The organism is Desulfovibrionales bacterium, assembly GCA_028715605.1.
Taxonomy (GTDB): Bacteria; Desulfobacterota; QYQD01; order QYQD01; family QYQD01; genus QYQD01.
In genome coordinates this window covers 40,377-63,146 of record JAQURM010000010.1, presented here as the reverse complement: position 1 = coordinate 63,146, position 22,770 = coordinate 40,377, and the positions used below count along the sequence as shown (strand labels likewise).

Annotated in this window: 24 protein-coding genes; 4 read left to right on the top strand and 20 right to left on the bottom strand. The window is 51.6% G+C overall.

Annotated elements, in window-relative coordinates; all coding sequences use genetic code 11:
• Nucleotides 1-410 precede the first annotated feature (410 nt).
• Nucleotides 411-902, top strand: a complete 492-nt coding sequence (locus tag PHT49_10025) for a C-GCAxxG-C-C family protein (GenBank protein MDD5452218.1) — start codon at nucleotides 411-413, stop codon at nucleotides 900-902.
• On the opposite strand, the gene PHT49_10020 is transcribed toward PHT49_10025, so the two are convergent.
• The 16 genes from PHT49_10020 to PHT49_09945 all read right to left on the bottom strand — a co-directional run bounded on the left by PHT49_10020 (nucleotide 889) and on the right by PHT49_09945 (nucleotide 17,088).
• Complete coding sequence (locus PHT49_10020) at nucleotides 889-1,224, bottom strand: hypothetical protein (GenBank protein ID MDD5452217.1); 336 nt, start codon at nucleotides 1,222-1,224, stop codon at nucleotides 889-891. The two genes, PHT49_10025 and PHT49_10020, sit on opposite strands and share 14 nt — an antisense overlap.
• A gap of 5 nt (nucleotides 1,225-1,229) precedes the next feature.
• Nucleotides 1,230-2,627 (bottom strand): sigma 54-interacting transcriptional regulator, encoded by a 1,398-nt coding sequence (locus PHT49_10015; GenBank protein ID MDD5452216.1) that lies wholly within the window; start codon nucleotides 2,625-2,627, stop codon nucleotides 1,230-1,232.
• Nucleotides 2,628-2,744: 117 nt separating this feature from the next.
• Nucleotides 2,745-4,085 (bottom strand): (Fe-S)-binding protein, encoded by a 1,341-nt coding sequence (locus PHT49_10010; protein ID MDD5452215.1) that lies wholly within the window; start codon nucleotides 4,083-4,085, stop codon nucleotides 2,745-2,747.
• 44 nt (nucleotides 4,086-4,129) lie between these two features.
• On the bottom strand, nucleotides 4,130-4,789 hold the full coding sequence (locus PHT49_10005) for a nitrate reductase (protein MDD5452214.1): 660 nt from the start codon (nucleotides 4,787-4,789) through the stop codon (nucleotides 4,130-4,132).
• A gap of 17 nt (nucleotides 4,790-4,806) precedes the next feature.
• A complete protein-coding gene (locus PHT49_10000) occupies nucleotides 4,807-6,072 on the bottom strand; it encodes a WD40 repeat domain-containing protein (GenBank protein MDD5452213.1) in 1,266 nt (421 codons plus the stop codon).
• A gap of 319 nt (nucleotides 6,073-6,391) precedes the next feature.
• A complete protein-coding gene (locus PHT49_09995; protein ID MDD5452212.1) occupies nucleotides 6,392-7,735 on the bottom strand; it encodes a (Fe-S)-binding protein in 1,344 nt (447 codons plus the stop codon).
• Nucleotides 7,736-8,226: 491 nt separating this feature from the next.
• Entirely contained in the window at nucleotides 8,227-9,015 is a 789-nt protein-coding gene (locus PHT49_09990) for a prephenate dehydrogenase/arogenate dehydrogenase family protein (GenBank protein MDD5452211.1), read from the bottom strand.
• Complete coding sequence (gene aroC, locus PHT49_09985; GenBank protein ID MDD5452210.1) at nucleotides 9,008-10,075, bottom strand: chorismate synthase; 1,068 nt, start codon at nucleotides 10,073-10,075, stop codon at nucleotides 9,008-9,010. The genes PHT49_09990 and aroC overlap by 8 nt, the downstream gene beginning before the upstream one ends.
• 17 nt (nucleotides 10,076-10,092) lie before the next feature.
• Nucleotides 10,093-10,632, bottom strand: a complete 540-nt coding sequence (locus PHT49_09980; protein MDD5452209.1) for a shikimate kinase — start codon at nucleotides 10,630-10,632, stop codon at nucleotides 10,093-10,095.
• Entirely contained in the window at nucleotides 10,625-11,890 is a 1,266-nt protein-coding gene (aroA, locus tag PHT49_09975; GenBank protein ID MDD5452208.1) for a 3-phosphoshikimate 1-carboxyvinyltransferase, read from the bottom strand. The genes PHT49_09980 and aroA overlap by 8 nt, the downstream gene beginning before the upstream one ends.
• Nucleotides 11,887-12,720, bottom strand: coding sequence for a shikimate dehydrogenase (locus PHT49_09970; protein MDD5452207.1), 834 nt, complete (start codon nucleotides 12,718-12,720; stop codon nucleotides 11,887-11,889). The genes aroA and PHT49_09970 overlap by 4 nt, the downstream gene beginning before the upstream one ends.
• On the bottom strand, nucleotides 12,720-13,394 hold the full coding sequence (gene aroD / locus PHT49_09965; GenBank protein MDD5452206.1) for a type I 3-dehydroquinate dehydratase: 675 nt from the start codon (nucleotides 13,392-13,394) through the stop codon (nucleotides 12,720-12,722). The genes PHT49_09970 and aroD overlap by 1 nt, the downstream gene beginning before the upstream one ends.
• Nucleotides 13,391-14,383 carry a 3-dehydroquinate synthase II gene (locus PHT49_09960; protein MDD5452205.1) on the bottom strand — a complete coding sequence of 331 codons (993 nt, stop codon included), beginning with the start codon at nucleotides 14,381-14,383 and terminating at the stop codon, nucleotides 13,391-13,393. Before PHT49_09960 ends, aroD begins: the two co-directional genes overlap by 4 nt.
• Before the next feature lie 16 nt (nucleotides 14,384-14,399).
• Entirely contained in the window at nucleotides 14,400-15,197 is a 798-nt protein-coding gene (locus tag PHT49_09955) for a 2-amino-3,7-dideoxy-D-threo-hept-6-ulosonate synthase (GenBank protein ID MDD5452204.1), read from the bottom strand.
• Nucleotides 15,198-15,468: 271 nt separating this feature from the next.
• Nucleotides 15,469-16,050: a YkgJ family cysteine cluster protein gene (locus PHT49_09950; protein ID MDD5452203.1), complete on the bottom strand. Its 582-nt coding sequence runs from the start codon at nucleotides 16,048-16,050 to the stop codon at nucleotides 15,469-15,471.
• Between the two features lie 39 nt (nucleotides 16,051-16,089).
• On the bottom strand, nucleotides 16,090-17,088 hold the full coding sequence (locus tag PHT49_09945; protein ID MDD5452202.1) for a virulence protein RhuM/Fic/DOC family protein: 999 nt from the start codon (nucleotides 17,086-17,088) through the stop codon (nucleotides 16,090-16,092).
• Between the two features lie 148 nt (nucleotides 17,089-17,236).
• Between PHT49_09945 and PHT49_09940 the strand changes: the two genes are divergently transcribed.
• The 3 genes from PHT49_09940 to PHT49_09930 all read left to right on the top strand — a co-directional run bounded on the left by PHT49_09940 (nucleotide 17,237) and on the right by PHT49_09930 (nucleotide 19,584).
• The gene (locus PHT49_09940; GenBank protein MDD5452201.1) at nucleotides 17,237-17,500 is read left to right on the top strand and encodes a hypothetical protein; all 264 of its coding nucleotides are present in this window, start codon (nucleotides 17,237-17,239) and stop codon (nucleotides 17,498-17,500) included.
• A 396-nt stretch (nucleotides 17,501-17,896) separates the two neighbouring features.
• Nucleotides 17,897-18,784, top strand: coding sequence for a hypothetical protein (locus PHT49_09935; protein ID MDD5452200.1), 888 nt, complete (start codon nucleotides 17,897-17,899; stop codon nucleotides 18,782-18,784).
• A gap of 122 nt (nucleotides 18,785-18,906) precedes the next feature.
• A complete protein-coding gene (locus PHT49_09930) occupies nucleotides 18,907-19,584 on the top strand; it encodes a four helix bundle suffix domain-containing protein (protein MDD5452199.1) in 678 nt (225 codons plus the stop codon).
• A 121-nt stretch (nucleotides 19,585-19,705) separates the two neighbouring features.
• Here PHT49_09930 and PHT49_09925 read toward each other — a convergent pair whose 3' ends face one another.
• From PHT49_09925 to PHT49_09910, 4 genes are all read right to left on the bottom strand, one after another.
• The gene (locus tag PHT49_09925) at nucleotides 19,706-20,605 is read right to left on the bottom strand and encodes a PfkB family carbohydrate kinase (protein MDD5452198.1); all 900 of its coding nucleotides are present in this window, start codon (nucleotides 20,603-20,605) and stop codon (nucleotides 19,706-19,708) included.
• Between the two features lie 5 nt (nucleotides 20,606-20,610).
• Entirely contained in the window at nucleotides 20,611-21,411 is an 801-nt protein-coding gene (locus PHT49_09920) for a DUF169 domain-containing protein (GenBank protein ID MDD5452197.1), read from the bottom strand.
• 30 nt (nucleotides 21,412-21,441) lie between these two features.
• The gene (locus PHT49_09915) at nucleotides 21,442-22,107 is read right to left on the bottom strand and encodes a nitroreductase (GenBank protein ID MDD5452196.1); all 666 of its coding nucleotides are present in this window, start codon (nucleotides 22,105-22,107) and stop codon (nucleotides 21,442-21,444) included.
• A gap of 143 nt (nucleotides 22,108-22,250) precedes the next feature.
• Nucleotides 22,251-22,622, bottom strand: a complete 372-nt coding sequence (locus PHT49_09910; GenBank protein MDD5452195.1) for a GxxExxY protein — start codon at nucleotides 22,620-22,622, stop codon at nucleotides 22,251-22,253.
• Between the last annotated feature and the right edge of the window lie 148 nt (nucleotides 22,623-22,770).

The following is a 22,770-nucleotide window of genomic DNA, read 5'->3' as shown; positions in this document are numbered from 1 at the left end:
TAAACCCCCTATTAGATAAATTGAAGCTCCCCCAGCAAGCTGCGTGGAATCTCCGTATGCAAGGTAAAATGCATCGTATGCGCTCGCTATGCATGTTCAGCCTTAAAAGCTGCACCCAAATCCCCCGCTTATTTGGCTATCAAGATTAAAATCAGCAGGTTATGAAGTATTCCTGATCACCGGCAAGGTATTAGATGCAAGGCGCCGAGGAGCGACGACTAAGGCGTATGGAGCAATACGTCGCAAGGAGGAGCGATCGAAGGCAACGCCGCAGATGATGCCTTGCCGGTGGATCAGGGTGCAACAAAAAGCTTGACCGGAACAATGTCATCCATTATATGTGACCATCTAATCTTGTTTATTCATCCCGGCAAAATGGAGCGTCACAAAAAGTGGATAGAAAAACGGTTATGCCATCACTTGCATACATTAACGAAGAGGTAAAAAAGGCCGCGGCACGGGGTCTTCTGTGTAGCCAGATCGTTATTGATATCGGCCTCGGCGAACTGGGCATCTACAGCCATGATGTGATCAAGGCGGCCGGCGGTCTGGTTGGAGCCATGGGCTTCCAGGGGGTAACCTGCGGCGCCCTGACCGGAGCGGGCTGTCTCTTAACCTTTGCTGCCGTAGATAAGATAGATAGAGGCGTTTATCTGTTGATCGAAGAAATGGAGGCCCGATTTAATAAATTAATCGGCAAATATCCGGGTAATACATGCGCCGATATTCTGGAGCATGATCCTTCAAAAATACCAACTGAGGTCTGCTACCCACTTATTGTCGGTGCGATTCATATCACCCTGGAGTTACTGGAAACCGTGGGGCTAACAAGGCAAATAAGAGACGAACAGGAATTGGAATCCAGTCTGATCCTGGCAGGCAGCCGGGCTAGCCTCGAGTAATATGATCAAAAAAGCTTACGAATACGCCCCCTTTTTTCTCCAGGAGTTCTTTCAGCTCTGTATCGGATAAGCCTCTAACCACATCGGGATTCTCAGGGGACGATATCCCAAAAAATATTCTTTTAACCTTCATCATCTCCACGGTCACCATCAACGCCAGTTTATTTTCTCCATCCCAATCGGTGATAAACTCAAATTCATCAAAATCTTCCGGTGGATCGGGCAGGTACCGGCCGGCCAGCCCGTAGGCATTTTGCGCCACTGCCTCCCTAACCTTCTCCAGAACAACAGTTTTGCCCACATAATTACGGAATCTCTCCATAACGATCACCTCTGACCCGACTTCGGCGCGCTGATATTCAGCTTCTTCATTTTACGCCATAATGTGGTTTTATTGATGCCAAGCTCCCGGGCTGTGGCCAACCGGTTCCAATTGTTACTCATAAGGGTCTCATAAATGAACCGGCGTTCCATTGCAGTTAAACTGGCCCTTACCGGTCGTGCCGCAGGCAGATTCGCACGCCCAGGCGTATCTTCGACCTGGGCGAACACTTGACCCGACCCCTTTGGTATTAGATGGGAGGGCAAGTGGCTTGGGTTAATAAGTCCAGACTTGCAAAGTATAAAGGCATGTTCGATTATGTTTTCCAGTTCGCGGACATTTCCAGGGTAATCATGATGCATAAGGATGGCGAGTGTCTCTTCCGACATCCCGGAGATATCCTTTCCTCGTAACCGGTTAAAACGATCGATTATATGGTCAATCAGCAGGGGTATATCCTCTTTCCGTTCCAAAAGTGGCGGCAGGATGATCTTCATCACATTGATGCGGTAGTAGAGGTCCTCCCGAAATCTTCCTTCTTTCACCAGGACTTCCAGGCTTTTGTTGGTGGAGACCAGTACACGCACATCGGCCTTAATTGGTCTTGTACCCCCCAGGGGTTCAAATTCCTTTTCCTGCAGGACCCGCAAGAGCCGAATCTGAAGGGCCGGAGAAATGTCGCTGATTTCATCCAGGAAGATGGTCCCTCCCTGGGCCAGGGCAAACCTGCCCGGCTTATTCTTCTTGGCATCGGTAAAGGCCCCGGCCACGTAACCAAAAAGCTCCGATTCCAAAAGAGTATCCGGCATCGCAGCACAGTTTACCGCGACAAACGGCTTTTTGCGGCGCTGGCTTAGATTATGAATGGCCTTGGCAAAGAGTTCCTTGCCGGAGCCGCTGGGGCCTTCGATAAGGACGGTGCTCTCACTGGCGGCTATTTCCGGCAAGATGGCAAAAATCTTCTGCATCTCGTGATTTTTACTGATAATGTCGTCCAGGCGGTGCCGTTTGGTCAATTCCTTCCGCAGCTCCTCAACCATAGAAAGGTCCCGGAAGGTCTCCACACCGCCTATAATTTTCCCGCGTTCATTTTTAAATACAGTCGTGCTGACGCTTATTGGAATCTTTTTACCCCGGTCGTTTATTATATAGACAGGCTTATTGATGATTGGCCTTTTGGTCAACATAGTTTTTTTTAAGGCGCAATCCGTCTCGCATATATTGGCCCGAAAAACATCGCTGCATAAGCGGCCCAGGGCCTCTTCTCTTGGTATGCCGGTAATCTTCTCAGCCGCACGGTTGAAGGAGGTAATCTTCCATTCCATATCTACGGTAAATACACCATCCGCTATGCTGTCTAAGATAATCTCGTGTTTGCAATCCGGTTGTTTTTGGAACGGCATGATATTAAATTAGCTCTTATTTTATTGATTTGCAAATCCTGCTTGTTAATTTACAGAAAAAAATGGCCCATCTTTGGATGGGCCATTTTTTGTGCCTGCAATTTAGCAAACAGGCCGCTACGCCTTCAATGAATCCGGGATCTCCATAGTCTTCATCAGCACATCGATAAAGAACATGGTGTGCATATTAAGTTTATAGGTATTAATGATATCCTCCAGTCCTCCGTGACAGTTATGGCAGGGAGCGATGCAAATGTGCACCCCCGTAGCCGCCAACTGCTCTGCCTTGATACTGTTGGACTCGACACGTTTGGTCTTCCAGGGCGGGCCACAGTTAATTACGCCTCCACCGGCGCAACAACAATGGTTCTGTTCCCGGTTGGGATACATCTCTACAAAATTCTCACAGGTAGCATTGACTAAATAACGCATCATCTCATGGAGCCCACGTCCCCGGACGATATTACACGGGTCATGCAGGGTAACCGGTTCCTTGAGCTTTCTCGCTATCTTGATCTTACCCTCCTTGAGCAGTTCATAATAGAACTGTGTGGCATGGATGACCGGAATGGGCGGCATCTTCCAGCCCAGCCAGCGGTTGCCCACGTCATAGACCGAACGGAAGGCGTGACCGCATTCACCCATGACGATCTTTTTCACCCTCAGCTTGGCAGCGGTCTCAAAGTGGGTCCTTTTGACGCGGCCCATCATTTCAAAGTCGCCGGTAAACATGCACATATCGCTGTTATCCCATCCCGGGCTGGCTGGCATAGTCCAGTCTACTCCTGCTGCGGTCATGAGGATCGCCGCCTGATATATGAGCTGGGCCCGGAATTTGGGCTCAGGGCCGATGACCGAATACATAATGTCCGCGCCCTCTTTGTCGAGAGCGATACGGAGGCTTGGCATATCGGCCTGGGCCTCTCCTTCCTGCCACTGGAGGGTGTCTATCCACTCATCCTCTTTCACCCACATCTGGTTCATGGTCGCGGAGTGGCTGTGGGCCGTATCCTGGATGTACTGGGGCGTTACCCCCAACAGATGGCAGATGCGCCGCACCGTGGCCATGATGTAGGCTATATCAATACCATAGGGACAATACATACTGCAGCGCCGGCATACATTACACTCCGTAGAGGCAATTATCGAGGCCCTCTTTATAAACTCCGGGCTGACCTTGCCTTTCTTCTCCAGTATTTCCCACATGGTCTGTTTGACCTTACCTACCGGCGCCCATTCGGGAGTCCCGTGGGAAAGGTAATAATGACAGGCCGTGGAGCACAGGCCGCAGTGGATACAGGTATCCACATAGACCTTCATGCGGGCAGCCATCTCCGCCGTAATCACGCGGTTTATGACCTGTTCTATCCTTTCATACGTAAGCCTCGCCGCCCCTTCCTCCAAGCCTACATCTATTATCTCTTTTTTTTCCTTTAACTTGGTTGCAGGTACTGCCATAAGTATATCCTCCTTTTAAGACCTCCGCAAAGTAGAAGCGCGAATTACCAATCTCTGGCGTGCCGTACGCCGCCGAATTCAGAGCCCATATAGGCCCTGGTAAGCCAAAAGTAGAACATATGGACCAACCGGGTGAAGGGGATGGCCATCAGCATAATCTCCCCGGACAGAATATGCAGAATAAGCATAGTCCTGTACTCGATCCATTGATGGTAAGCCAGAAAGCCGGTGATAAACGGAGCGGCGGTAACGGCCAGTATCGCGTAATCCGCGACAGAAGTTACGTATTTCACCTCGGGAAGTATCTGTCTCCGGAAAGCGAAAAAAACGCAGGCGCCAATGACCACAAGGGTCATGATGTCGGCAATCCAATCCGGCAGCGCCCACCAGCTTAGGTTCCACGATTCGTCCCAGAGGACAATATGGGAAAGGAGAAAAACAGGTGTTACCAGGAGACAGATATGAAAGCCAAAGGACATAACAGTCATTATCGGTCGCTGCCTCATATTTGCGCTGGCAAAAGGTATAATCCAGTGCAGGATGGAGCGTAGGCTATATTTGAGACTCATATAGCTCAGGACAAAGGCCTCTTTCTTTTTGAGTAGATAATACATTGGAATCAGCTTATACAGGCTGCCTCCGATGAAAACGATAAAGGTTAACCACAGTAGCGGACCCCGCACAAACTCATAAATACCCTGCATTATATTTCCCCCCTTACCTAAAATTCTGATATCGGCACGATACGACGATAGTATTTACCATCCTCTATGCATCGAACCAGGACCTTCTTTCCGTCCGGGCTGAAGACCGGATTCCAGAGGGCCTCGCATTCACGCCAAGACTTTCCATTCAACGCAATCGTATATTTGCCGCCCTTCTCTACCTTGGACGCCACCTTACTACCATCGGGACTGAATACCGGCGGCCATACCATATCGTACATCGCCGGCCAGGGCGTACCATCCACCACCATCTTCCAGTGACCGTCGTCCTTGGCAATGGCTGCCAAACGATTGCCGTCCGGGCTGAAGGTAACATCCTGAACCAATTCATTAAATGTCGTTGCCCACGGTTTGCCGTCAATAGCTACCGTCCATTGTCCAAAAGACGGGGCCACAATGGCCGCCAGTTTTCTGCCGTCCGGGCTGTACGTCTGATGCCAGCACTGCACAAATTTACTGTCCCAGACGGGTTTGCCGTTAACGGCCAGCGTCCATTTGCCGGCCGCTCTTACCGGTGCGGTGGCCAGCGCTTCACTCGTCTTGGGCCGGAATACCGGCTCCCAGACACAATTGAATTTCTCCGGCCACATCTCTCCGTCCATAGCGATGGTGTAATCGTAAAGGCCCATCCTGACCTCGGCTGCCACGTGCTTTCCATCCGGGCTGCAATCAAGGCCCCAGACATTGGTAAAAATCTTCTCCCAGGCATTGCCGTCCACGGCTACCGTCCAAGTCCCTTCTTCCTTGAACTTAAAAACCTCGGCCTGGCCCAGCGGCACTGCCTGTACTGCCGCGGCCATATGCTGCCCATCCGGCGTCATGACGTACTTACCGATATGCTCAAACAAATTCTCCCACGGCTGGTCATTCACCACCAATCCATACCGCGTATCCTGCTGAATCTTAACCGCTATGGTCTGACCATCTTCGTTGAACTTGGTGTCCCAGACATAGGCGAACTTATTCTCCCAGGGCACACCATCTACAGCTAACGTCCACTCACCTGCTTCTGAAACTATAGCCGTCAGGCGACCATCAGGACCAAATCTCAGGTTCCACATATTATCATAGGTGTTCTCCCAGGCCTCACCATTTACGCAGGCCGTATAAGTTCCATCCTCATTTCTTACTATGGCTGCGACTTTTTTACCGTCAGGGCTGACATACGGCTCTTGCACCCGGGCAAATTTAGTCTTCCATTCACTGGGAGTCGCGATCAGTTCTTCGCTCGTATCCCAATCCCACTTTTTTGATTCGGACATTGTACCGCCTCCTTTTCAAACATCTAGAGCTAACCTTATTGCATGAGACGGCTGGTCTCATGTTATTCACTCAGACTGCCGGTCTTAATGCTAAAAAGCAATCACTCACCCATTCATGACGAAGGTCAACCCTTCATCAAAAAACATAACAAGATGAATAAGGATTCATATCTATCTAGCATGTCTTAATTGCTGTGGTCAAGTTCTTTTTTTATGGCAGGCCAATAAAACGGCGTCCTGGCTCTGAGTTCAAACAACAACGGCCCATTTTCTCTAATGGGCCGTTGCCTTATCCATATTTAGTCGAGCCCAAAACGCCTTAGGCTCGCAATGAATCTGGAATTTCCATGGTCTTCATCAGTATCTCGCTAATAAAAACGATATGCATTCCTAATTTATAGTAACTAACGATGTCTTCCAGTCCGGAATGGCAGTTGTGGCAGGGGGTGATTAAAACATGCGCGCCGGTGGCAGCAAGTTGTTCGGCCTTTATTTTATTGGACACTACCCGCTTTGTTTTCCAGGGAGGACCGCAGTTGATAACCCCACCCCCGGCATTGCAACAATAGTTATGTTCCCGGTTGGGATACATCTCTATGAAATTTTTGCAGGTGGCCTTAATAACATACCTCGCCATCTCGTGTAATCCCCGTCCACGGACGACGTTGCACGGGTCGTGCAGGGTAACCGGCTCTTCGAATTTTCTGGCTATCTTTATCCGGCCGTCTTTAATCAGGTTATAATACCACTCAATGCCATGGACTATAGGTATAGGCGGCATCTTCCAGCCTGCCCAGCGATTTCCCACATCATATACCGAACGGAAGGCATGACCGCATTCGCCCATGACTATTTTTTTCACCCTCAGTTCAGCAGCCTTCTCAAAATGGGTCCTTTTAACCCGCCCCATCACCTCAAAGTCACCGGTGTACATGGCCATATCGCTGTTGTCCCAGCCCGGAAGCGAAGGCATGGTCCAGTTCTCGCCGGCTACGGTCATGATAATAGCCGCATTGTAGATAAGGTGAGCCAAAAACTTCGGTTCCGGACCGATGACCGAATACATGATATCCGCCCCTTCTTTGTCAAGGGGGATGCGAAGACTGGGTATCTCAGCCTGGGCTTCACCCTCCTGCCACTGCAAGGTATCTGCCCACTCATCCTCTTTCACCCACATCTGATTCATGGTGACGGCATGGCTGTGGGCTGTATCCTGAATATAGAGCGGGGTAACCCCCAGCAAATGACAAATCCTCCGAACTATGGACATAATATAAGCTATATCAATACCATACGGACAAAACATACTGCAGCGGCGGCACATGTTACATTCTGTAGAGGCAATCTCGGAGGCCTTTTTTATAAACGCCGGGCTGACCTTTCCTTTTTTATCGAGCATCTCCCACATGGTCCGTTTGACCTTTGCTACCGGAGAAAATTCGGGATCGCCATTATTAGAGAGATACTGATGACAGGCGGTGGAACATAATCCACAGTGGATGCAGGTATCCACATAGACCTTCATGCGCGCCCCGGTCTCCCCCTTTAGTACCTGGTTGATGACCTGCTCTATCTTTTCGTACGTAAGTCTGGCTGCGCCTTGTTCTAATCCCTCATCAATAATCTCTCCCCATTTTTTTAACTCAGTTGCAGGTACTGCCATAAATATATCCTCCTTTTAAAGACCGTTTAAAAGATGACTAATTAGCAAGTTAAACATACCTGTAAGGCATAAAACGTGCCAATATATTTTCGCACAAAAAATTACCTAACATCCCTTAATTGCTGGATTTATAGGATGGGCCGGGGTCATGGGAAGGTTGCAATAGTGCAATTCTGGATGGCGTCGAGTTGCTTTTTTGCACCAGACAGGTAACGGCAATTAAGATGATTTCACAAAAAGTAAAAATTACCGCTCGCAGATGCGCCGAAGGCGTGAGGGGTCGCTGAGAACGCCGCGATAACATATTAAAGGAATTTATAACTATTCAGCTACTAAGACACCAAGCCACTAAGAGATCAGATTAATTTCGAAATTCGAATTTTTAAACTTTGTGTCTTGGTGCCTTGGTGGCAAAAGTTTTTCTCTGCGGACTCTGTGTGCTCAGCGTTGAAAAGCCTTTTTTACGAAACCATCAATTAAAGAATGGTTCGCTAATTTCCACTTTTGATATAGAGGCGAAACCCGGCAAAGGCCTTCGCGATAGCTACGGTTTCTTTCTCTCGAACAGCCGAAACCAAATAGCGCAGATTGTCCATATAGGACTCAAGTAGCGGCAGGACGTAGGGATTGTAAAAAAGCATCTGGGCATAGAGGTTAGCGTCCTGGCTAAACAGACGGCGTACTTGTTGCAATTTCTTTTTGAAGTTGGGTGTAGCTACACTATCAAGGGTAGAAAGAGGGAATTTGCTCCCGGCAACGGTCATACCCACAGCCATGTGCGCCGCATGAACAAGTCCTTGCACAATGGCCATGGCCCGGTCGTGCTCATCCGGGGACATTATTTCTAAATGTCCGCCGTAAGACCCAAAAAGGTCTTTTAACCAGGGCAGCCATTTCTTGCCCCGGGCCGGACAGAGCACAATATTTTTGCCTTTCAGCGACCTTTCCCGGGGCCCGAATAAAGGGTGGGTGCCGATGACCTCAGCCTTAGAATACTTAAGCATGGCCTCCACCGGTTCCTTCTTGAGGGAGGTCAGATCCATGAACAGGGCGTCTTTCGCCAGGTATGGCCCCAATTCTTTGATAGTAGCGCAGGTCACATCAATAGGCACGGTGACAATAAAGACCCGGCTCCTCTTAGCCAGTTCAACCGGGGTCATAGCGGTCTTTCGACCGGCTATTTCCACACTGTAGCCAGCTGCAGTAAAAAAACGCTTAAACCATTGCCCCATCCTCCCGCTGCCGCCGACGAGGCCAATGGTAATGGACTTCTTATCCATGAGATTTGATAGCCCTCTGCCGCAAAAGATGATCCGCCAAGGTGAGCCGCATCATGGCCGAGCAAACCGGAACGATCCTTGGGATAGCCGAGATATCATGCCGACCGCCGACCGTTATTTCCCGTGGTTCCATGTTAATATTTACGGTCTTCTGGGGCCTGGCAATGGATGGGATGGGTTTTACCGCCACCCGCACGACTATGTCATCCCCATTTGAGATACCGGCCAATATGCCCCCGGCATTATTGGTAGCAAAACCGTGCGGCAGGATGGAGTCGTTATTCTGTGAGCCGGGACGGCGTGCGGCCTCAAAACCAGAGCCGATCTCCACGCCCTTGACGGCCCCGATACTCATCATAGCCCTGGCCAGATCACCGTCCAGTTTGTCAAAGACCGGCTCACCAAGACCAACCGGGCAACCCCTGGCCACTATCTCCACTATGCCGCCAAGGCTATCTCCCCGCGCGCGCACCTCATTAATTCTTTCCTCCATCCGCAGCGCCGCCTCCGGATCCGGACAAAAGAGGGAGCTCTCCTCGACCGCGGCCAAATCGATCTTTTCCGCGCGCACGCCGCCCAGTTCCAGGGTATAGGCCATGACCCGTACCCCCTCCCGCTCCAGAAGCTTGCGAGCTACAGCGCCGGCCGCCACTCTGCTCACGGTCTCCCGTCCGGAGGCCCGGCCGCCCCCCCGGTTATCGCGAATACCATATTTCTTAAGGTATGTATAATCTCCATGCCCCGGACGAAAGAGGTCCTTGATAGGCTCATAGGCCGAGGTGTCCACGTCACGGTTAAAGATAATAAGCGAAATCGGCGTTCCCGTGGTCTTCCCGGCAAATACACCGGATAGAATCTCTACCGCGTCAGGTTCCTTACGCCTGGTAGCCGCAACCACCCCGGCCTTTCCCGGCCTACGCTGCTCCAGATCGGCCTGTATATCCGCCTCGCTCAGAGGAATGAGTGGAGGACAGCCGTCTATGACTACCCCAAGGGCCCGGCCATGGGATTCCCCCCACGTGGTAACCCTAAATACCTTACCGAATGTATTCCCAGCCATATATCTCTCTTTTTGTCTTAGTCTCTATTCTCTATAATACCGGTTAGTTCCGCTACAATATCGTCCACCGTCCGGCCTTCCGTATTTATCACATAATCGGCCGCCTTACGATAAACAGGCTCCCGCTCCTCTAAAACCGCCCTGATTTCCGCCGTTACCGTCTCCCCGGTAAGAGACGGCCGCTGGTCACCTGTCCTGGTATCTTTAGCGATACGCCCGGCCAGCGTGGCCTCATCCGCCGCCAGATAAAAAACCAGACTGTCTTCTCTCAGGCGCGCCTGGTTTTCCGGGTCAAGGACAGCGCCTCCGCCGGCCGCTACTACCATGGCCCTATCCCCGGCCAGACCGCGAATGACGTCTTTTTCCACTGCCCGGAAATAAGCCCATCCCTTTTTCTCCACCATTTCTTTGATGGTTATACCGGCCTTCTCTTCGATCAGGATATCGGTGTCAGTAAATAGCACCGACAATCTCTCCGCTAACCTCCGGCCTACCGTGGTCTTCCCGGAACCACGATAACCAATAAGAACGATCTTTGCCAGAGGTTTTTTAGGCATAGAGTTGATCAAATGTCTCCCAAAAATTCGGGAATGATTTAGCCACGCACTCTTCTCCGGCAATGGAAATATCCGGCGTTACCAGGCCGGCCACAGCGAAGCTCATGGCTATACGGTGATCGTTATAGGTTTCGATAAGTCCGCCGCATGGCCCCCCCTTGCGGATAACCAGGCCATCCGGCAATTCCTCCACCTGAGCGCCGATCTTTCTTAATTCGGTAGCTACAGCACGGAGGCGGTCTGTCTCCTTTATGCGCAGATGGGCTACGTTCCTGATAACGGTCTCGGTTTCGGCCTGAGCCGCTACGACTGCCAGGGTGGGCACGATATCCGGCCATTTGTTCATATCTACCGTTACACCTTGCAGTCTCTCCGGGCCAGAAACCGTAATGCCGTCGTCGCCTTTTTCCACCCGGCAGCCCATTTTCTCCAAAATATTTAAAAAGGCGGCATCGCCCTGTATCGTATCGGCAAATACATTCTCCACACATACCCGGCCGCCGGTCACCGCGGCCGCCGCCCAGAAATAGGAGGCATTGGAGGCGTCTCCTTCTACCGTATAAACCCGCGAGATGTATCTCCCCTGGGGAACATCGAAAATACGATAGTCTTTGCAGGGCACAGAGATGCCAAAATCATTCATCACCTTTAAGGTCATGAAGACATAGGGAGTGGAGACCATCTCTCCCTCAATCTCCAGAATGACCTTTCTCCGGGCATACGGGGCCACCAGGAGAATGGCGGATATAAACTGGCTGCTGGAACCGCCCGCTATACCAACCGGACCGCCCGGGAGTGTGCCGGATGGAGACATCACCTTTACCGGCGGACAACCCGTGCCGTTTATACTTATGGCCTCGGCGCCAAGTTTGTTCAGGACATCCAGAAGGTCCTGAATAGGGCGCTCTTCCATGCGCTGACTGCCGGTAAGCACTACGCGGCCCCCTCCCAGCGCGCTGACCGCCGTCAAAAAACGTATGCCGGTCCCGTTATTTCCCATGTAAAGCGGTTTTTTGGGTATCTTTATAAGGCCGCCGGTGCCGTTTATTACCACATCTTCCGCTTCCACCGCGATCTCAGCGCCGAGACTCCTTAACGCCTCTATCAGGAGGTTCGTATCTTCACTGATCAAGGCCCCGCGGATAATGCTCTCGCCGTCCGCCAGGGCGGAGGTCACCAGGGCCCGTTGGGTCAGACTCTTTGAGCCGGGGACAGAAATACTTGCTTTTATAGGATGTTGCGACCTTACAGTAATCAACGAGAAACTCCTTTCCCTGATAGGTAGTCATCGGCCTCACGCCGCATCACAGAAATCGGGGCCTCTTTCCCCGTCCACAACCTGAATTGGGCCGCGGCCTGATAACTGAGCATATTGAGTCCATCAATGGCAAGACAGCCCGCTTGCCTGGCCTCTCTCAGCAATCTGGTCTCAAGGGGTTTATAGACAATGTCCATAACCACAGGGAAAGATGCGAGGGCCTGGCGGGGCACAAGACTTTCTTCCGCATCCGGGTACATGCCCACGCTTGTGGCCTGGATAAGTATATCTGCCTTATCCCGTGCAAACTCTCCGAAGGGAACCCAGTCCACACCGATCTCTTCGGCCAGCCTCCTCCCCTTCTCTCCGGTTCGATTAGTAAGAACTACATGACATCCCTCTGTCTTAAGGGCAAAGGCGATAGAACGGGCCGCGCCGCCTGCCCCAAGGATCAGACATCTCCGGCCATGGAGTTCCATCTTCTCCTTGAGGGCCAGAACAGCCCCCAGGCCGTCGGTATTTGCCCCGATAAGCCTTTCTTCCTGCCAATAAAGGGTATTTACCGCCCCCATCGCCCGCGCCAAAGGCTCCAGGTCATCCACATACGGCAAAATGGCCGTTTTGTGAGGGATGGTGATGCTCACCCCGTGTATGGGTAAAGACCTTATACCCTGTACTGCTGCCGCCGGATCGCTCACGCAAAAGGCGAGATATACCGCATTAACACCCAGGGCCCGGAACGCCGCATTGTGCAGGATCGGGCTGAGACTTTTGGCTACAGGATTACCTATCAGACAATAAAGGCGTGTTTCGCTATCAATCAGGTACATCAGGAAAGGCCCATCTGCTCCATAATCTGCCTGAGCGTAGAGGCGCTGATCTGCCCCGGCGCTGTCTCCCGGCCGCGTCCGGGAGAGGCATAGGTCATATAGCCTCCCAGGGCCAGGGTGGCCAGACGACTGATCTTCCCCATCTCGCCCATACAGAAGGCAATCAAAGGAAAATTATGCTGACGGGCCCAGCCAAGGAGAGAGAGAAGCGTAATATTGTCATCCGGCGAGGTAGCCATGGTCACAATCTTGCCGACATCGGCCCCGGCCGCACGCATGGATTTCAGTACATTAAGCAGAGCCCTTCTGGAGGGCGTATGGGTGAAGTCATGATAAGAAAAGATGACCTTTGTCTTCCTTTTATTTGCCAGCAGCCTTTCCCTTATTGGCACCGCCGTCCGCCACTCAAGGTCAATGTAGTCGGCCCCAAGGGATATGGCCTCAGCAAGAGAACTGATTCTATCCGCCTCTTTTCCGGCGAACAGCCCGCCTTCCCTGGACGAACGGTTGGTTACCACGACCTTCCTGGGCCGGGCTGCCTTAATAAGGGATGCCAGTTCCGGATTCTTAAGTCCGTCCAGCCGCAGCTCTATGGCATCAGCCACCTTCTGTCCCTTTTTGATTGCGGCCAGCATACCGGACATAGTGGGTGCAGAAACAGCAACGCAGATCACTTCTCGGTAATCGTCTCCTCTATATGGTAGCCGAAATGGCGGCCGCCGGCCTCAACAGACATCAAGACCTGGTCTCCCTCCTTAAGGGAAACGATGGATACCGGCTCCCCATCCGGTCTGGTGAGCCGTATGGTCTCGGCATTTTGCAATATAGTCGAAAATACCTTGCCTTCGGCCCGGGCCTCAATGAGAACCAGGGGACGTTTCTCGATCTTAACCCGGCCGACCACCACCGGTCCGCTCTTGCCCTGGCTGTTGACCATGAGCACCTCATCGCCGCTCTTGAGTTCGGAAAGGTAGCGCGTCTTGCCGCCGGGCACGCGCACGTAGGCGTGAACCGGACCGGCGTTGACGCGGAAGGGCCGGGTGGCTACATACGGATTTTCCACGCTCTCCGCGTGTACCAGAAAAAGGGCCTGACTGGTATTGCCGATAAGCATGCCCTCACCCTTCCCCATCTGCGTGCACGTATCGATGCACACCCGGTCTCCCATGCCCAGGGTCTTTATGGAAACCACCTCGCCTATAGTAAGCGGGGCCTCTCCGCCTGTCTCTCGCAAAGAGGTCAGTATCTTCTTAAGCTCCGCCGGTTCCGAGACGTTGATTACCACCCCATCTACCCCTTTTTCCAGGACCCCCAGGGCCGTCCTGGCGTCTTCCAGGTTTGACGTCTCCACGAGGACATTATTGGTTTGAGCGACGATGTTTTCAAGCGGGATAACCGTCCAGTCCGTGGTCGTGGCCACGACCTTCCTGGTCTGGGCCAATCGGACAACCTCTTTTTCATCCTCCGATCCCCGGATGGTCACCTCCACCACATCTTCCCCCCACTTGAGATCCCCATCCGGCGCCACCGTAGGAATACGACCGAGTTTTTTAGCCTTCTCTGAATCACCCTCTGCCAGTACCAGGGCATCCGCCCCATTTTCCAGGGCAGTGGTTACCAGCTTCTTCTTCCAGGGGATAACCTTCACCCAGATCTGTTTCATATATGATTTCCTTCCCCTATTCCTTGCCCAGATATTCCAGGGCCTCTTCTACTGAATACCGGCGATGCACCATACGGCTCAACGTAGCCGTCATGTGTTGCGGATTCTTATGCTGGAAGATGTTGCGGCCGATGGATAGACCGGATGCCCCGGCGTCTATAGCATCCCTGACCATCGTCAGTAACTCCCGATCCGAAGACATCTTCGGACCTCCGGCAATAACCACGGGAACCGGACACCCCTCTACCACCCGCCGGAAGGACTCCGGGTCGCCCGTATAAGAACACTTGACGATATCCGCTCCCAGCTCTGCCCCCAGCCTGGCCACATGCCCGATTATCTCCGGATCATATTCATTTTTAATCTTCTCGCCCCGCGGGTACATCATGGCCAGTAGCGGTATCCCCCACTCGCTGGCGATCCGGGCCGTTTGCCCGAGGTCCCTCAACATCTCACTATCATTGCCGTTCCCCACATTGACCTGGATGGAGACCGCATCCGCGCCTATCTTTATGGCCTCTTCCACAGTGCAGATCATGGTCTTGGCATTGGGATACGGCGATATAGTGGTGCTGCCCGAGAGGTGAATAATCAAACCCACATCTTTCCCCCCCCCACGGTGGCCGGCCCTTACGATGCCTTTATGCACGACTATGGCATTGGCGCCGCCCGAGGCTACCGCATTAACGGTCTTCTTCATGTCAATAAGCCCTTCGATAGGACCCACCGTCACTCCATGGTCCATGGGGACAATAACCGTCTTTTTAGTATTACGGTTGAAGATGCGCTCCATACGAATCTGTTTTCCAGTCATCTCTTATCCTCCTTTAATAGAAAAGGCCGTGAAGAATTCCTCTGTCACGGCCTTTTCCTTTAAATAAAAAGGCCGTGAGCTTTTTGCCTGCCCACGACCTTGAGATTTTGCAAGAGTTATCCCAAAGACGATGGGCAGACCATGGTATAATAGTAGCAAAAATAATAAAATCTTCCACCACAGCGGCCCTTTTCTCCCATCGTCCGGTTCCCCTTTATATACAAAGCCGACCATAGCTAAGGGGCCGTTTTTTGTCAAGAAAAAAATTGCCTCAGCCGGAGACAAAACGATTAATGACTATTCCGTGGCTTCGCCCAAAATCCACTATCTTTCGAGGATCAGACCTACCGTGCAGATACCGCCTTCTGAAGTCTTCTTTAGCCAGTAAATAGAGGATATAACTGATATGCCCTGAATACCCGCCAAAGTCAAGCCGCTGCATTTTGTCAACAGTCTGCCTGGCCAGGTGCACGGCCTGACGGTGAATGGTGGGCGGCGCGCCGTTGCACCTTTTGACTGAGTAAAGCTGGCGGCAACTGAAAGGACGAATATCATAGATCATACAGGTATTGTCCGCCCTAAGAAAGGCGCAGCGGGAAAGTTTCCCCTCCTCTCTTTCTTCCTTGTTCTGCGCCAATCTCGCCCTTATTTCTGCCTGGACTGATTTGTCAAACGTAGCCATCCGTTCCCGGATAATAATGCCTTCCAGGGTTATGATATCGACATCCTCCACATCTATACAGCAGTCAGCACACCCCGCCTCACACGCCGCTGCTTTTTTAAACTCAGCCACACCTTCCTCGTACTCGTCGTATAACGTCCGAAGTTGCTTTTTCTTTTCCTCTAAATCCATTTGTTTAGAAAATTACCCATACCCCTTCACGATGTGCCCTTATATATTGTCCCTGTTGATCAGGTTCACGATGACCTTGACGATGATGTCTTTGTCTTCGGGCCGGCTCTCCGCAATCATAAGGGTCAGAGCGACGAGGGTATTGTCGCCTATCCGCTTGCGGCCGTCACCGGCGTAAAGAATTCCGCTGGCATCCAGAAACCAGATGAACAGGAAAGCAGCGATGCGCTTGTTTCCGTCAATAAAAGAGTGATTCTTGACCACGAAATAGAGAAGGTGAGCGGCCTTTTCTTCGATGCTGGGATAGGTCTCTTTCCCGTCGAACGTCTGGTAGATCGCGCCCAGGGAGCCTTTGAACGATTGATCCTTTTCCCGTCCGAATAATGCAACGGGCCGCCCCTTTTTCATCGACTGTTCGCCGAGCTTGTCAATAGCTCTCCTCGCTGCTTCGTAGGTCAGGACAAAAGGGGTCTTTTCGGTGGTATGCCGGATTTTCAACTGCCGGTGATCGTACTGGTCCAGGAGCGACAAGGCATAGGAGTAATCCGTGATCACCTGGAGAAGTCCAGTAGCTTCATCGCGGGCCAGTTCCCGGCCTTCCATGACCCGCTGCATAAGGCTGACTGTCTTCTGCAATTCAAGCAGGCGGGCATTCTGCTCCTTCAGTCGCTTCTCGTTGAGCGAATAGCCCTTCAGGATATGATCTTTGAGGACCTGAGTTGCCCAGATGCGGAACTGCGTGCCGCGTTTTGAGTTCACGCGGTAACCAAGTGAAATAATGACGTCCAGATTATAGTAAACTACAGGTTTATCGGAACCGGCAATGTGCATTTTTTGCACATTGCTTTTTTTATCCAATTCTACGCTCTTGAATATATTGCTCAAGTGCTTTGTGATGACGGACCGGTCCCTGTCAAAGAGGATGGACATCTGACCCTGATTCAACCAAAGGGTCTCTCCGCTCAGGTTGACGTCAAGGGCAGTCCTGCCGTCCTTGGTACGATAGATGATGATTTCACTCCTAGATTCTTCCTTCATGCGCTTACCTCGGACACATCTCATAAAGCTCCCGGATGTTTTCTTTCTTTTCCTCTATGTCCAGCATTTCACCAAAAAGAAGTAAACGCCCAGAAAAAGCTTGTCAAGGATATTTTAAATAGAATATAAATATGTTAGAGGGACTTATATGAAATCGGAATACGATTTTTCAAACATGAAAGGTGCGGTGCGAGGAAAATATTATAAGGCATATCGTGCCGGTCATAAGGTAGTCATTCATAAAGAGGACGGCACTACCTCAGTCCAATATTTTAAGCTTGAAGACGGAGCAGTTATGTTGGAGCCGGATGTTAGAAAGTATTTTTCGGACTCGGAATCAGTCAACAAAGCGCTCCGGTCATTGATTGCGATTATTCCTTCCAAGAGGCGAACACCTGCTCATACAAAATAATAATTGCTCTGACATATAATCGGGTAACTGTGGTCTTCTCTCCCGCCAGTCCCCACACGAAGTGTTCCGGCAGACATCAAGTGGCGCACCTACCATTTGAATTCATCTTAGAAAAAGCTTGTCAAGGATATTTTAAATGGAATAAATATGTTGCGCTAAATGCTGAGTGATTTCGGCGATACTGGGATGTAACACCAGCGAAATTTCCGGTGAATATTGGATGATGGTGGGCAAAGCCCACCCTACTTGGCTACTTGGCTAAAGCTTCTTGCCGTGTGGAAACCCCGGAGGGGTTCCTTCCAACTCGCGGAAATATACAGAAACCGTGGAATAACTTGTTACCCCTCTTGCAGAAGCAGATAGGATTAACAAAGTACGGTAAAAAAGGAAACGCTAATGCGAATTTCAGAATTGTTCTCTGAAGCAGAAAAAATAATTGCAGAGGAAACTCAGAAGAATAAGGACCCCGATCTGCTCCGGCAGTATGAAATAATACGAACCCGAAGGTGGCCAAAACAAACAAAAGAGCACCAGATTTTGAATAATCTGGCAATGGCTGCAGCCAGCTACAGCGCTGTACGAAAAACTTTTAAAGTCCTTTATCCAGAAGATATCTTCAGATTTGATGGGCACTATTCGTCATGCCACTTCAGAAAGTGTACCGAACCATTATATCAATATGATGATTGGGTCAGAATCACCCTGTCTTGGGGCAATTCTATTTTAGAAGAAGCTGGAATTCCCGAACAAGATAACTTGAATAGTTTAATCGAGATACTAAAGGGTAGAGTAAGCACTAAGAAGCACAGGCCAAGACTTGTATTATCTCTCGCTACAGCATTACCCAAAGTCAAACAAGAAATTTTGGCAGACCCTGAAAGCTTTTGGGATATGTACGACAAGGTTTCTCGACAGCATCCGGGAAAAGCATTTGACTATGCAAAAGAGTTTTCTTCAGGCATTATTCAGATGGGTCCCCCGCTTATATGCAATTTCTTCAAAGAACTCGGCCTATTGTACTATGTCAAAACCGATGTTCATCTTGGCAACTTCTTGAAACAGTTAGCTTCCTCCTGCAAGAAACTCAAAGAACCAAAAGAGCAGTTCATACTTACATGGCTTGTGGCAAGAGAAATCGGAATGGAGCCATTTTTCCTGGACAAAATCCTTTATGTGGGTGGGAAGTATGCGAAGGACCAATTGACCCATTTATTCGAACGTCATCACTCAGAGTATCTCGCAACAGTGGAACGTCTCGTTTTACAGATACCAGCACTTTTATAGATTCTCCTTTTCCAAGTAGCCATGTAGGGTAGGCTTTGCCCACCAAGACCGCTAACAACATGTTGTGAATCGAAAAAAACAGGGCCATCGGACTGGTCTCTAAGCCGGAACTTACGTACGATATGAATACTAATGAGCCGCTGATACCGAAGCATGGTGGCTACCGAAAACTCAGGAGTTTTCAGGTGGCGCAACTGATTTATGACATAACGGTCCGTTTTTGCGACCGCTATGTCGAAAAGCGCAGCCGCACTCACGACCAGATGGTGCAGGCGGCGCGGTCGGGGGTGCAGAACATTGCCGAAGGAAGTCAAGCATCGGGAACCTCGAAAAAGACCGAAATTAAACTCACTAATGTAGCGCGGGCCAGTCTGGAAGAGCTGCGGCTCGACTATGAGGATTTTCTGCGCCAGCGCGGCCTGCCGATTTGGGATCGTGACGACCACCGCAGGCAAAGACTGATCGACCTCCGCTGCGCCACCGCCGATGAAGTAGTACAGTGGGTGCAGGCAGAGCATGATTGTGGACTGCGTGGACGAGACAGACTAAGTGGACAAAAGCGTCAGTCTACGAAATCCACGGTGCCCACTTACCCCGAGCTTGCCGCCAACGCCGCACTGGTGCTGCTGGCGGTCGCCTGCAGCCTGCTCGACCGCCAGCTCGCCGCACAGGCTAAGGCGTTCGAAACAGAGGGCGGCTTCACCGAGCGCCTCTACCGCGTACGTTCCAAAAAACGGTCATCACGCCCTCCGTCCACCCGGTCCACCAAGTCCACCCCGTCTACCAATATTGAGGAATAACCATGCTCGACACCGACATCAAACGCCGTATTGACACCGCCCGCGATATTCTGGTCGGCATGGTACTCAATCCCATGAGCCAAGACGGGAACAATGGGGGGGCAAAGCCCACTCTACTGGGTTAGGTGTAACCTTTTTCCCTGAGTTGTTCCCGGGACGGAATGCCGGCCCGGCCTCCCAGCTTAAGGCTGACCATGGCCGCGGCCCACGCGGCAAGATCAAGACTTTTGCAGGCATCCCATCCCTGAGTCAGGCCGTAAATAAAGCCCGCGTGAAAGACATCGCCGCAGCCCGTGGTATCCACGGCTTCCACCGGATAGGCAGGCCGCTCAATAATCGCGCCCTCGGCCAAGGCCACATAGCCTTTCGGCCCCAGGGTTACGCCAACAACGCGGGGGCCAAGCCCGGCCAGCCTGTAGCAGGCCTCCAGCGGTTTGTCCGCGCCCACCAAAGCCTTCGCAAAGGTTTCCGAGGCCAGAAAATAATCGCTCAACCGGGCGAGGTCCAGCATGCCCTCGCGGAGGGAGCCGGCGTCCACAACTACCTGAACTCCCGCCTCCTTGGCGGCCTTACAAGCGGCAAGGGAGGCCTCGATAAAAAGGCCGTCGGTGTGGAGTATTTTGGCCTTGCGGATAAGGCCGTAGTCGATCTCTTCAGGGGTTGGAGGAGGACCGGTGGGCCTTCGCCAGAAGATCGTGCGCCTCCCTACTCCGGGTTCAGCTACAATAAAAGCGAACTGAGAGGCAAACCCCTTCCTGACCAGGATACCACCGGTATCTATGCCTTCAGCATCCAATGAGGCCTTGATGCTGCCGCCGAACAGATCATCCCCCACCACACCGGCAAAGGTACACGAAACGCCCCAGCGGGCCAGGGCGACCAGGGCCGTAGCCACCGGCCCGCCGCCCTGCACGACCATGTCGGAAAACTCGCACTTCACATCCGGCGGAGGATAGGCGTCCACTTTTCCGATATAATCCAGGCAGCACTGTCCCAGACCAAAAACCTGAAAGGAGCGCATTCGGGTTACTTGAACACCAACATCGGACAACCTCCGCAGACATCAAATCCGGGATAGGATTCCCCTTTGCGCAGGAACGAGACTCCCCTGTTGCGAATGGTCCTTTCCAGCATCCTCTTCGCTACCGCCTCTATCTGATCACCGGGGACAGCCACGTTCATCTCTCCCCGTTCCGTCTTTCCCGATGTGTAACTCCCGCTGCACATGGTATTCATGTTGACCCTGCCGGTTTGATAGGCTATCACATCGCCGCCGCAGACTGCAGAGCCTACCATCTGGGTAACAGGCAGGAGATGCACATCCATCGCCGCCATGTAATCGTTTAGAATATGATAAGCCTGAAAGGGGGTGCAGGTAACGTGAACAACATCCGGGGCAACCGGGGTCTTTTCCAGGGGAGAGGTCAAAAAGCCTTTTAATTTCCCCTCGGGCAGCCTGGGCCTGGCCCTGGCGAATTTTTCCGCCTGCCCCCGATCCTTGGCATACTTCATATGCCTTGCTGCTTCCTTATCATCGAACGGCCTCCAGCCGAAGACATATTTTGCGCTTTCGCACCGGAGTTTTTCTTCCCCGCTTACCAGAATGTACCCGGAAGACCTTGACGCGGCAATGAAGGCGCAGAAGGTTATGGGGTGCAGCGGAATCCTGTCCGGTTTGTATTGCCCCATCTCCTCTTCATCAAAGAAAAACTTCACCGCGACCGGCGGGAAGTCGAGCTTAAGGAGTCTCTCAAATATATCTGATGCTTCCTGATATGAGAGTTTGTCTTTTTCAGCCAGGGCAAAAAGGTCATCTGTTCTCGCCATAACGCAATCCTCAAAAAACTCCGTCGTCTTTTATAGGTCCACCCAACTTACAATCTCCCCCAGCGACACGCGGTTGCTCCGGAATTTATTGTAGGGTGAATCTGCATCCGGATAGCCGACGGCTATGCCGATAACGAACTTCTTGCCGGGGGGCACGGATAGGTGCGCCCGGATGATATCCGGGTGGCGAACGGCGGCGGCCAGAACGCAGGTGCCCAACCCTTCCCTCCCGGCCAGGAGGCAGATAGTCTGGGTGACGCTCCCGCAGTCAAAGAGTGAATAGTGGCCAAGATTTTCTCCCATGAGGATAAAGATGACCGCCGGAGCGCCGAAAAAGGCGTACATCTTCTGATAGTGTGCATTTCGGGCCGCCTTATCCTCGCGGGCGATACCGAAGGTCTCAAAAAGCCCCCTACCCACCTGCTGATAGCGGCCCTTATAAGGCTCATCCCACTCCGCCGGCATGGAAATATCGGGATTGTCCTTTGCGCCCTCTGCCAGGCGGCAGCAAAAATCCTTACCGATCTTCCCTAAAGCCTCTCCGCCCACGACCAGAAATTCCCAGGGCTGGGTGTTGCCCCAGGAAGGGGCCCAGCGGGCCGCATCCAGGATATTCTCAATCACGGTCTTTGGAACCGGGTTGGGCAGGAAGGCCCGTGTGCTCCTGCGATTCCGAACGGCTTCTGCTATATCCATGATCCCTCCTTTTTTACCGCAAAGAGTTTTTTTCTTACCACAGAGTCACAGAGAATACAGAGATATTGTTTTTGCCCATGGGGAGAAAGAAAAAACCGCTGTGACCTCAGTGCCTCAGTGGTGAATAAATCTTCATTCCTCTCTCACTTGACCATCCGCTTTATCCCTTGCTTTAAGATAGGCACATTAAAGTTAATTAGGAGACCTACTTTGATACCGGTCAATTTTAGATAGGTCAAAAGCTGGGCCTTGTGTATAGGCTGCAGAGCATCACAGGCTTTTAATTCAAGAAGTAACCTGTTTTCCACGAGCACATCCAAACGATAGCCGCAATCTAATTTGATGCCCTTGTACTCTATAGGAAGCTCCTTTTGCCTTTCATAAGGAATTTGCCTTAATTCAAGCTCACGACACAAGCATTCCTCATAAACAGATTCCAATAGGCCGGATCCAAGAATCTTATGAACCTCAATGGCTGCGCTGATGACTTCACCGGAAAGATCGTTTATATCCATTTGAACATGCATAGCGAGCGCATTTCCGCTGCTTGCAGCGGGGTTAGCGAGCGAATACGATGCATTTTACCTTGCATACGGAGATTCCCCGTCCGCCGTAGGCGGGCTGCGGGGAGCTTCAATCTGCCTTTATTACGGAATTTGATCT